The sequence below is a fragment of the Microbacterium jejuense genome, assembly GCF_039544225.1.
Lineage (GTDB): Bacteria > Actinomycetota > Actinomycetes > Actinomycetales > Microbacteriaceae > Microbacterium > Microbacterium jejuense.
In genome coordinates, this window is the sequence record NZ_BAABLG010000003.1 from 366,435 (window position 1) to 375,571 (window position 9,137).

The 9,137-nt window shown below is 63.7% G+C and carries 16 protein-coding genes; all 16 read right to left on the reverse strand.

The features are described 5' to 3' along the window. Positions 1-233: 233 nt before the first annotated feature. Positions 234-971 (reverse strand): hypothetical protein, encoded by a 738-nt coding sequence (locus ABEA46_RS06085; protein WP_345543480.1) that lies wholly within the window; start codon positions 969-971, stop codon positions 234-236. Next, positions 968-1,216 carry a hypothetical protein gene (locus ABEA46_RS06090; RefSeq protein WP_345543481.1) on the reverse strand — a complete coding sequence of 83 codons (249 nt, stop codon included), beginning with the start codon at positions 1,214-1,216 and terminating at the stop codon, positions 968-970. Before ABEA46_RS06090 ends, ABEA46_RS06085 begins: the two co-directional genes overlap by 4 nt. After that, complete coding sequence (locus tag ABEA46_RS06095; RefSeq protein WP_345543482.1) at positions 1,213-1,479, reverse strand: hypothetical protein; 267 nt, start codon at positions 1,477-1,479, stop codon at positions 1,213-1,215. The genes ABEA46_RS06090 and ABEA46_RS06095 overlap by 4 nt, the downstream gene beginning before the upstream one ends. A 31-nt stretch (positions 1,480-1,510) precedes the next feature. Then, the gene (locus ABEA46_RS06100; protein WP_345543483.1) at positions 1,511-2,272 is read right to left on the reverse strand and encodes a hypothetical protein; all 762 of its coding nucleotides are present in this window, start codon (positions 2,270-2,272) and stop codon (positions 1,511-1,513) included. Then, positions 2,253-2,693: a hypothetical protein gene (locus tag ABEA46_RS06105; RefSeq protein ID WP_345543484.1), complete on the reverse strand. Its 441-nt coding sequence runs from the start codon at positions 2,691-2,693 to the stop codon at positions 2,253-2,255. The genes ABEA46_RS06100 and ABEA46_RS06105 overlap by 20 nt, the downstream gene beginning before the upstream one ends. A 510-nt stretch (positions 2,694-3,203) precedes the next feature. Further along, on the reverse strand, positions 3,204-4,520 hold the full coding sequence (locus ABEA46_RS06110; RefSeq protein ID WP_345543485.1) for an RNA ligase family protein: 1,317 nt from the start codon (positions 4,518-4,520) through the stop codon (positions 3,204-3,206). 8 nt (positions 4,521-4,528) lie between these two features. Further along, positions 4,529-4,837: a DUF7574 domain-containing protein gene (locus ABEA46_RS06115; RefSeq protein WP_345543486.1), complete on the reverse strand. Its 309-nt coding sequence runs from the start codon at positions 4,835-4,837 to the stop codon at positions 4,529-4,531. A 14-nt stretch (positions 4,838-4,851) separates the two neighbouring features. Continuing rightward, positions 4,852-5,805: a phosphatase domain-containing protein gene (locus tag ABEA46_RS06120; RefSeq protein ID WP_345543487.1), complete on the reverse strand. Its 954-nt coding sequence runs from the start codon at positions 5,803-5,805 to the stop codon at positions 4,852-4,854. Beyond that, a complete protein-coding gene (locus ABEA46_RS06125; protein WP_345543488.1) occupies positions 5,783-6,292 on the reverse strand; it encodes a hypothetical protein in 510 nt (169 codons plus the stop codon). The genes ABEA46_RS06120 and ABEA46_RS06125 overlap by 23 nt, the downstream gene beginning before the upstream one ends. Before the next feature lie 428 nt (positions 6,293-6,720). Then, positions 6,721-7,002: a hypothetical protein gene (locus tag ABEA46_RS06130; RefSeq protein WP_345543489.1), complete on the reverse strand. Its 282-nt coding sequence runs from the start codon at positions 7,000-7,002 to the stop codon at positions 6,721-6,723. Further along, a complete protein-coding gene (locus tag ABEA46_RS06135; RefSeq protein WP_345543490.1) occupies positions 6,986-7,408 on the reverse strand; it encodes a DUF4326 domain-containing protein in 423 nt (140 codons plus the stop codon). The genes ABEA46_RS06130 and ABEA46_RS06135 overlap by 17 nt, the downstream gene beginning before the upstream one ends. Continuing rightward, complete coding sequence (locus tag ABEA46_RS06140) at positions 7,401-7,667, reverse strand: hypothetical protein (protein ID WP_345543491.1); 267 nt, start codon at positions 7,665-7,667, stop codon at positions 7,401-7,403. The genes ABEA46_RS06135 and ABEA46_RS06140 overlap by 8 nt, the downstream gene beginning before the upstream one ends. After that, positions 7,664-7,999 (reverse strand): hypothetical protein, encoded by a 336-nt coding sequence (locus tag ABEA46_RS06145; protein ID WP_345543492.1) that lies wholly within the window; start codon positions 7,997-7,999, stop codon positions 7,664-7,666. Before ABEA46_RS06145 ends, ABEA46_RS06140 begins: the two co-directional genes overlap by 4 nt. Continuing rightward, the gene (locus tag ABEA46_RS06150; RefSeq protein WP_345543493.1) at positions 7,996-8,580 is read right to left on the reverse strand and encodes a hypothetical protein; all 585 of its coding nucleotides are present in this window, start codon (positions 8,578-8,580) and stop codon (positions 7,996-7,998) included. Before ABEA46_RS06150 ends, ABEA46_RS06145 begins: the two co-directional genes overlap by 4 nt. Beyond that, positions 8,577-8,903, reverse strand: coding sequence for a hypothetical protein (locus tag ABEA46_RS06155; RefSeq protein WP_345543494.1), 327 nt, complete (start codon positions 8,901-8,903; stop codon positions 8,577-8,579). Before ABEA46_RS06155 ends, ABEA46_RS06150 begins: the two co-directional genes overlap by 4 nt. Beyond that, positions 8,900-9,130: a hypothetical protein gene (locus ABEA46_RS06160; protein ID WP_345543495.1), complete on the reverse strand. Its 231-nt coding sequence runs from the start codon at positions 9,128-9,130 to the stop codon at positions 8,900-8,902. Before ABEA46_RS06160 ends, ABEA46_RS06155 begins: the two co-directional genes overlap by 4 nt. Between the last annotated feature and the right edge of the window lie 7 nt (positions 9,131-9,137).

A 9,137-nucleotide genomic window follows, 5' to 3' on the forward strand; every position in this document is an offset into this window, starting at 1 on the left:
GAGGATCTCAAGCTGCATCACGGACTTGCCGAGTCCGAACTTCGCGAAGATGGCGCGCCGGCCACCTCGGATCGCCCATTTCACGATCTCCCGCTGGTGCGGCAGAAGGACCGGGGAAAGTTCAGAGTCGTCGACCTCGAATCCGAAGCTCTTGTCGAACGCGACCTTCTCGCGGATGAACTCTTCGTAGGTGTCTGTCGGGTGCTCAAGGAACGACGGGGACAGGAGCGCGGTCATGCGGCTTCCGTTCTGCTGATGGATTCGTCAAGCGACCACGCGGGCAGCTTGAGCTCGTCTTTGCGGATGCGGTTGACGGTGTCGAGCACCATCCCGAGACGGGCAGCGATGAGGGTGTCGGCCCAACGTCTGCCGTGGGCGATGCGGATCGCTTCGACCTTCTCCGGGCGGGTGAGGGTTTGCTTCTCCCCCGCCAGGGCGCGTGCCACGGCGACGTCGTCGATGTACGGTTCCTCGTCCACCGGCCCGGATGTCACAGTTTGCGTACCCGGTTCCGGGTCCGTGTCGATGTCGTCCCAGTCGAGCGGCCCTGCCCAGCCCGCCGCGGCGGCGTACCGTTTCGTTTTCGTGATCGCGGCCCGTGCCGTTGGGGTGTCACCTATTGGCGGGTTCATCCAGCAACGGGAGTAGATGCCGGCGATGAGTTCCGCGGTCGGCGGCTTCACCTTGTCGACCCGCATGAGGTGCGTCACCCACGGTTCCGACCTGCCCGCCATGGTCGCGATTGCACGCTGCGAATAGCCGATCGTGTGCAGTGCGCGGATCCGGCGCCGCGTTCCGGTGGCGTCGATCAGAAGCTTGCGTCCGCGGCGGATCTGCGCTTGCCGCCAGAACTCGTACTCGGCCCCGAACTGGGTGCAGTCGGCGCACTTGCAGTGATGCAGCGACCTACATGTCGAGTTCTCCCCGTGCTTGTGTTCGGGTGTCTGCGGGCACTCGTAGCGATCGGTCACGATGCCTCCTGACGACGGATGAACTTGAGCAGGTTGTCGGTCTCCGCGTCGTACTCTGCGGCGGCACGGATCGGCTGATCCCACGGATGCTCGAACCGCTCGTTGACTGCCCGTGAGCGTCGTCTCGAGTCCCGCAGCAGGCGGGACCACCACTCGTCAGCCCAGTCGGTTGCCGTCGACCGCCCCAATGAAGAAGGCCCCGTTTCCGGAGCCTCCAGGTAGTGAGCGTGTTCGGTTGTGGTCATTCGTTCTTCGCCTTCTCGGCTTTCAGTCGTGCGACCTCAGCCCAGTAGTGCTTGACGCCCTCGTCCGAGAACGTCGGATCCGGTGCGGGTGCGAGTTGCCGTTGAATACGGTCTTCGCGTTCGTGCTTCTCGCGGATCCGTTTGACGTTCGCGATCACGTCGCCAGGCACCAGCCACGCCTTCCCCGGCGTCTCGCGGTAGTACATCCGGGCGGCTTCCACCGCGTCCGTCAGAGACACAGCGGACAGGTCGTCAGCCCACACAGACGCCACCTCACGATCAACGGTTCGGCCGTCACGTGCTGATGCCAGCGTCAATAACTGGAACGCTTCCCTCAGATCCATCCCCGAACAACCTCCTGTATTCGGCCGCGTTCGCCGCAGCCTTCGATTGCTTCACCGGCTGGGCACCTCGCTCGTTGCGCAGCCAGTACCGCCACGCGGCCAGCCAGTCCTTCTTCGTCGCCGTCCGCCCTGATGCGGCACGCCAGTAGTCGACGAACTGCTTCGTGGCATGGGTGACGTCCACGTGCGGGACCTCTGTGACTGCCCACGCCTTCATGTCAGCGGTCAGTAGGAAAGGATCTGGGATGCGGGTTGCACGCTTGCGTGCACTCTCTCCTTCGTTAGAAGGAGAGTCGGGATGGGATAGGGACTGGGACTGGGTCGGGGCAATGCGAACTTCCGGCGAAGTTCCGTCGACGTTCTCGAGTTGTTCGCTCGAACGCACACCCTTCTTGGATGCCCGAACCTTCTTCATCCGATCGCGGGCGGCGGCGCGTTCCGCTTCGACTTCTTCCTTCGTCGGCTGGTAGTCCGCCCAGTCCTTGAACTGCCACCCGTCTGGAGTTGCTTCCCACAGTCCGGCGTCGTAGAGCTCGCCTGCAAGATCGGGACCGCCACCGAGGCGACGGATCGTCTTCTCGGGCACCTTCCCATCCGTCAAGTACTTCGCGCACCATGAGCCGGTGAGCGCCCACAAGCCGACCGCTTCGAGCGACAGGCCCATGACCTTCGGGTGGCCGTGGAACCCGTCGTCAACCTTGAACCACGGCACGCGCGATCAGCCCCCTCATGACTCTCTCCACGCCGGCCGGGTCGGCTCGGTAGCACTCGAGCCACCCGCCACCATCGGGCAGATATTCGAGCGACTCGCTCTTGTCCGAGAAGGCCGCGGCAACGAATCCGTTGAGGACTCCCTGGGTGTTGATCTCCAGGTCGAGCGCATCTCGCCAGTTGGCCTTCACCGCCAAAACAAGTCGCGCGCCTCTGCCACAGAATCGGCGCCAACGAGCCGGGTACTCGGTCGATCCAACCTTGATGATCCCCGCTCGATCCCACGAGACGAGGTAGGTGAACCCATCCGGAGATCTGGGAGCGCGAGTCGGCCAGAGGCATTCATCGTCGGTGAAGATCTGATATCTCTCCGTGCGTTCCGGTTCGTTCGGCCGGCTCTGCCAACGCATGTAGTAGGGCATCACCAAGTCCTTTCGTTGGGGAACGTCATGTAGAGACGTGAATCCCTCGGCACTACCCATCACCTCGGCAATCGATGCAAGCGCGGTGCGTAACTCGTCCCCCGTACGTGATGTCCTCCACGATGTTGTGCCCCTCGTGTTCGGCATGGTTGAACGGCTTCGGCGGAAACACCCTGCGAACGAGGGCGCGGTACTCGCGGTCCCACCACTCGGGCGTCCGGTCCATCTCCTGCCGGACCGGTGTCGGGATCGGCGCGGGCAGCTTCAGCTTGCGTCTAAACCAGACCACTACCCACTTCCCTTCTCAGTCATCGACGCATCGGCATGGGCGAACACAGAAGCAGTCAGGGCAGACGGTCTCGTGGGCGCCGATCGTGAACGGGTCCGGTCGTGGCGTGCAGGACGCGTGCACAAGCCGGTCGGCGGTGTCGTATGTCACCTCGTCGCCGGCATGGATCCTCTGTCCACAGTCCGCGGGGCAGAGTCCGCCTTCGAACTTCGCGGGGAAGCTCACGCTGCCTCCGCGGACTCCAAGTCGACCTCGCCCGAGTCAAGCTGTGCCGTCTCGTAGAGGTAATGACTGTCGTTCTTGTACTTGAACAGCAGCGGCACACGTCCGCCACGATCGACGCGGATCGCGATCCCCTCGTCGGCTCCGGTCCCATCCGCGCTGATCGGGAGCGGTTCGTCGGCCCATCCGGGGCCACCGAGCGCGAGGAGTGCGCGGTGCTTCTTCGCGAAGTCGACTTCCTGGAACTGTTCGATGTCGAAGTCGCGCTTGAAGCCGCGCCACAGTTCGGGGACGTGCTTGAATCCGTGTTCGTTGGCGAAGGTGCGGACCTGGTCCCAGGACAGGTCGTACAGTTCGCCGGCGTCGGTGATGATCGATACCCGGTACAGAGACAGTTCGGCTGTGCCGGGTTCGACGCCGTAGGTGTGGCCCTTCTGGATTGCGGCGCCGTCCTTCGTCCAGCCGACGAGCTCGCCGTACACGATGACGTTCGACGGGATGCGGTCTTCGATCTGCTTCCCATGCTCGGTCCACAGGTCGGTGCCGTAGAAGTGCTGCTGGTTCGGGTTGTTGACGTCCTTGATGACCTGCCGGGATCCGAACACCGTGTCAACCTCGGACTCTGCAACACGGACGCGAACCCGCTGCGCGAGACGCTCAAGCCAGGTGAGCTTCCGCCGCACCGGGACGCGACCGGCGCGGAACGACGTGCCGTGGAGCTTCTGGGTCACGATGAGCACGTCATCGTCGGACAGCAGATGCTCGTTGCGAAGGTACTGGTCGGTCTCGATGTGAACGGGGAACAGCTTGTCGTCCACACGCTTGAAGGCCTTCTTGAGGTTCGCCTTCTCGCGGGCGTTGGCTGGCGCTGGTTCCTTCACCCGGTACTTGCGGGACACCTCCGCACCACCGATGTGGTCGAAAGCGACGCCCTCCGTGAGGTCGGCGACGGGGACACGGAAGATCGCGGCGACCTCTGCAGCAGGCAGGAGCAGTCCGTTGGAGACTGTGCCGCGGAGCTTGAGTGCGCGGACGCGGCGGTTGTCTTCGAGGTATCCGGTCTTCGACTGATCTGTGTTGAGTTCGGAGTGGCGGAACAGGTTGGCTCCGGAGGTGAGCGCCGTGCTCAGTTGCGCCTCGGCGGGGAAGAAGACGGCGAGGTCGCCTTCGCTGATCCCGCCCTTCGCCGTCACGACGGTGTATCCGAAGACGCCGACCCCGACGAGGCGGTCAGCGTTCGGGAGCGCGAACGGTGCGGGGACGCGAACCACCTGTGCGGCGTAGTTTGCGCTGTCGATGATCTCGAACTTGGTCATGGAAATCCTTACGCCTTAGTGATGGTCTCGATGAACTCAGCGAACGCGGGCGGGTCGTACTCGCCGTATGCGGTCCACAGGGAGGTGGCTTCCTCGATCGCCTGCGCGCGGGTCAGTGGACCGGTGAACTGGTCCAGGTTCTTGTAGTCCTCCCCCGGCGAGGGGCAGGAGCATCCCGAGTCGGTGCCGAGGTAGAACGACCCGTCCGTGTGCTTCCACACACCGACCAGATCGAACGAGTAGTCGGGCTCGGTGAGGTCGGCTTCTGCAACCATGCGAATGCCGATCTTGGAGAAGTCGTCGTCGTAGTAGCTCATGACATTCCTTCCGGTCAGAAGTCCCCAGGAGCGACCTGAACGACTTTCAGTCCTTTGGCGCGGAGTGCGTTGACGACGCGGTTGCGGTCGTCGAAGTGGGCGATGACGTTGTAGACGCCGGAGATGTGCTGGTCGACGAGTTCGGACTTCACGATCGCGTCGTTGCGGGTGTCCCCAGAAGGGCGCATGAACAGCGCATCGAACGTGATGTCGTGGTCGGTCAGCCACTTCTCGGTGACGGCACGGTGGTCTTCGCTGCGACCGGAGAGACCGATGATCGCCCACGACGTGCCGCGGGAACCGGGACCGTAGAAGTCGTCCAGCGCGTATTCGAGCAGCGAGTAGATGTCCCAGACTGCGTTGTCGCGTTCGTCGAGGTGGTACTTCGAAGTGTCGTACGGGCCGCGTCGGTCTCCCATCAACGCCAAAGTGCCGTCGATGTCGAACGAGTATGTGGCGATGTCGCCGGGCACATACGGGTCGAACACGGGTGCCTTCACGGGCAGTGGGGTGGCGGGGAGTGCGCCCTTGTCGGTGTACCGCTGGAAGAGGCGTCGGATGACGTCTTCTCCGATGCGGTGTTCGCGCTGGTCGTCCCTGGCGATGGCGTCCTCGAGGCTGATCGGGAAGTCGCGGAAGATCACCGGGTGCCCGAGTTTCTGCCATTCCTTCACCCACCTGGGGTTGAGGTTCATGGCGTCCACGACGACGTCGTACCCGTTGCGGAGCGCGTCACGGGCGATGTCCTTCTCCACGACCGAAACGAAACGCTCCTGATCAGTGGTCAGGAGCGTTGAGGTGGTCGCGTAGAGGGTTCGTCTGAGGTCGTCCCTGTTGATGCGGATCCGGTGGTCGGGGTCTTCCTGCACCCATTCGCGGGCGAAGGTCGACTTGCCGCTGCCGGGGATACCCCTCGTCAATGTGATGGTGGGCATGGTGTTCCTTTCAGGGCAGCAGGTACCGTTCAAGGTCGCGGCCGGAGTAGGCGTCGGCGGTGAGGTTGCACCACCGTGCTTCGTCCTCCGACAGGCGGGGACGGATCGTCCCGTCGATGCGGAGTTGCTGAAGGTTGGTGGTGAGGCGGGCCGCGTGCCGGCGCCGCTTGTAGTCGCCGAACGCGAAAGCGCGGATGGTTCGCTCGTACTTCGCGAACACTTCCGATCCGGTGATGCGGTGTGCGTTGAGCATCGGTCGGTAGTGGTCCGCGGCTGGGGTGTCTGCCCATTCCTTCACGGGTGAGAACAGTGCTTCGACCGACTGGTGGGATCCGCCGTGCACGAGGTCTAGGAAGTGGTCGAGTCCGACCACGACACGATCGTTACCTGCGTCGTCGACCGTCTGTCGCGCGCGTGCACGGTGCGAGTCCGTGACGGTGAACGTGTCATGGTCGGACCCTGCGTGAGCGAACCCGTAGAGGTTCGATCCGTGGATGGTCGTGAAGATGACGTCAGCCACGCGGCCGTCCCGGTGTGGGGGCAGGTCCGAAGACTCCGGCGCGGATCATTCCGAACGAGGCGTTCATCACCTCGACGCGGATCAGAGCGCACGCTGGACACCCTGGGATGGGTTCGCGGTGCGACTGGAAGATGTGGTTGTGCTGAGGTCGCACAGCGCCTCCCTAGTCGAGTGGTGTGAAGTGCAGGTCGCGTACTTCGTGGACCTGGTCGCATCCCTGGTTGCATTTCACGAGACCCGTGGCGCCCTGACGTCGCCTGCCCGCAACCCATCCCGCGCACATCAGGACCGTTCGACCACACGGGAACGTGCAGGCGTACGAGGCGGTCTGTCCGAGCACGTGATCGAACAGTTGCTTCGGGTGGGATGCGCCTTCGCAGGCTGGCGGCACGTAAGGTTCGGTGGCGAACGTCAGGTCAAGGTGGGTGTCAGATCGTGGGAGGGTCAGCATCAGGAACCCCGTCGAGTAGTGCCCTGAGTGCCCCTGCACGACCGAACTCGACTTCCTCGATGCAGAATCGAAGGCTGACGCGCATGGCGTCTCTGAACGCCTCACGTCGTTCCACTGGCACGCCGTAGTCGTAGATGGTGAGCAGGTAGCGGCGGATCGTCGGATCCTTCACCGCGTGTGCGCCTTCGGTGTAAAAGGCGAGGACGTCACGGATCTCGTCAGTGTCCAGATCGATGGTCACTCTAAGCGTCTGCATCATCCATCTCCTTCAGTGACTTGACGAGCTCGGGGTCCGCTTCACCGGCCACCTCGATGAGGTAGTCGACGTGGCACGGGTCGGCCGGCGCGCACCAGCAGCCGATTAGTTCGGTGTTTGCCAGCCGTGCGGCGAGGATCTTTCGGGCTGTGCTGTCGGGCGGGTAGACCTTGTCGAACTCCTGCCGGTAGCAGTCGATCGCGAACCGGATTGCACCCAGGCGCGTCCACCCGTGGGCGATGGACAGGTTGAATCGTCCCGTGTCCTCTACGCCCCAGTCGCCGGCCGGACCCTTGCAGTGCTCGTACACACGGAACGGGTTGCCGAGGTGCGTCCCCCGGCTGGCTTTCAACGCGCCCTCCGGCATGCGCCAGTCACGCGACCGCTTCAACTGGAAGCGCTCAGGCATCGGAACCACCCACCCGCGCATCAGCGACGTCGGAGTACAGCAGTTCGAAGTCGGACGGCAACGGGGTGGATAGGCGCCAGTCATGGAACACCTCTGCCGTGAACTCCGTGTCTTGCTGGTCGATCCAGACAGCAAGGGCGAGTTCGTCGTCTGCGAACTCGCCATACCGCTCGTGCTTCCACTCCTTGAATTCGTCCTCGTCAACGTCGACTTCGCGGGACACTTCGAAGACGTGATGCCACGTGGCCTGAACCTTCATGCGTTCGCCTTTCTCTGGCAGCAGGGCACCCCGTCGATGAGGTCGCATCCGTGGACACTGGCGGCGAGGTCGGGGCGGACACGGTTGAGGAACCGCGCCGCGTCAACATCGGAATGCCCTACCCCGTGACGGCAGATCCGTTCCATGCGCCCATCGGCGCGCGGGTAGTAGGGCCACTGTTCGACGTTGCCGATCCAGGTTTCGTCGGGGTTGTGGATCATGCACCCGTGTTCACGGCAGTCGTCGGACTCGGGGTGGATGTTCGCGTAACGCCAGTCAGCGTCAGGGGTGGGCATCCACGTGTTCTCGACAGGATCGAAGACACCGGTCATTGTGTGTCCGCCTCGACCGGCTCCCACGGGCCAGCCTTGCGACGGCGCATGATTCGATCTGTCGGCTCCCAGTAGTCCGGATCGTTGTCGCCCAGCGCCTTCTCGCAGGCTTCGCGGGTCTCGACGATCTCTTCGTCCTGCGGCCCCAGGGGCCAGATGTGTTCACCCGCAGCGGTGTGGATGCTGTACTCCCACTCGTCGGTGATCGGCCCCTGTCGGCGGAAGCCGGTAGCGAGAATCCTGTCCGCGGTGTGTCTGGCGGACTGGCGTGCGGCACTGATCGCCACGTCACTACAGTTCGTGGCGGGCGTCTTCCCGGGCGACGAGAACTCAATCCGCGACTCCCAGATCACCTCAGCCAGCGCCTCGCGCGCGTCGTCGGTGGGCTGGGTTGGAAGCATCCTGCGTCGCTCCGCGTTCACGAACGCGAGGCGGGCGCTCTGGCGCTCGTATGCTGCGATCAGGGCGCGGAGAGCGGTCGAAGCCTGGTCCATCACGGTCCACGCCTGCATCAGGTCGCAGGCGTCGATGCGCCGGTCGAGCTCGTCGGCCGCGGCGTTCGCGTCTTCGATCGCGGTCATTCGTCCATCTCTCGTGCTGCGTTGCGTTTGCACGCTGGGCAATGCGTCCGGTTCCAGTCGGCCGGGGTGGCTTCGGGGAAGAAGAAGTAGTCGAGGATCCCCGAGTTCAGTTGGGCGTCGTTGAGACGGTTCGCTTCCCGGTTCACGGTCGGCCAGTCGCCCTTCACGGGGACGAACCCGGGCGGGATGATCGGGAGCACTTTGACGCGTTCCGGGTCGTGCGTGAACTCCTGCTCGGTGAACTTCGCTGCCTTCCGGTTATGGGTGGAAGCGACCATGTGGTAGCGGAGCTCGAACTCCAACGGCTTAGCCGGCGTGGTCATGCGAGGAATCCCCCAAGCTGAACGTGAAGTTCGAGTAGCCAGAAGCCCGAGAAGGCGAAGGCCGCGGTCTGCACTGAACGCCAGAGCATCCCAGTGGAGATGCGGGTGAGGTTGCCCGCCTTCGAGTAGACGGAGAAGTAGGCGATTGCCGTCTGCACGAAGTAGGTGGCGGCAATCGTCCACGCGAGGATCGCGCCCAGCAGCGCGAGATTGGCAAGCAGGTTCATGAGGTCT

Coding starts and splice junctions, on each gene's coding strand:
- ABEA46_RS06090 (WP_345543481.1), bottom strand. CDS start 1,216: ATGACCACAACCGAACACGCTCACTACCTGGAGGCTCCGGAAACGGGG.
- ABEA46_RS06105 (WP_345543484.1), bottom strand. CDS start 2,693: ATGCCCTACTACATGCGTTGGCAGAGCCGGCCGAACGAACCGGAACGC.
- ABEA46_RS06110 (WP_345543485.1), bottom strand. CDS start 4,520: ATGACCAAGTTCGAGATCATCGACAGCGCAAACTACGCCGCACAGGTG.
- ABEA46_RS06115 (WP_345543486.1), bottom strand. CDS start 4,837: ATGAGCTACTACGACGACGACTTCTCCAAGATCGGCATTCGCATGGTT.
- ABEA46_RS06130 (WP_345543489.1), bottom strand. CDS start 7,002: ATGATGCAGACGCTTAGAGTGACCATCGATCTGGACACTGACGAGATC.
- ABEA46_RS06135 (WP_345543490.1), bottom strand. CDS start 7,408: ATGCCTGAGCGCTTCCAGTTGAAGCGGTCGCGTGACTGGCGCATGCCG.
- ABEA46_RS06140 (WP_345543491.1), bottom strand. CDS start 7,667: ATGAAGGTTCAGGCCACGTGGCATCACGTCTTCGAAGTGTCCCGCGAA.
- ABEA46_RS06145 (WP_345543492.1), bottom strand. CDS start 7,999: ATGACCGGTGTCTTCGATCCTGTCGAGAACACGTGGATGCCCACCCCT.
- ABEA46_RS06150 (WP_345543493.1), bottom strand. CDS start 8,580: ATGACCGCGATCGAAGACGCGAACGCCGCGGCCGACGAGCTCGACCGG.
- ABEA46_RS06155 (WP_345543494.1), bottom strand. CDS start 8,903: ATGACCACGCCGGCTAAGCCGTTGGAGTTCGAGCTCCGCTACCACATG.
- ABEA46_RS06160 (WP_345543495.1), bottom strand. CDS start 9,130: ATGAACCTGCTTGCCAATCTCGCGCTGCTGGGCGCGATCCTCGCGTGG.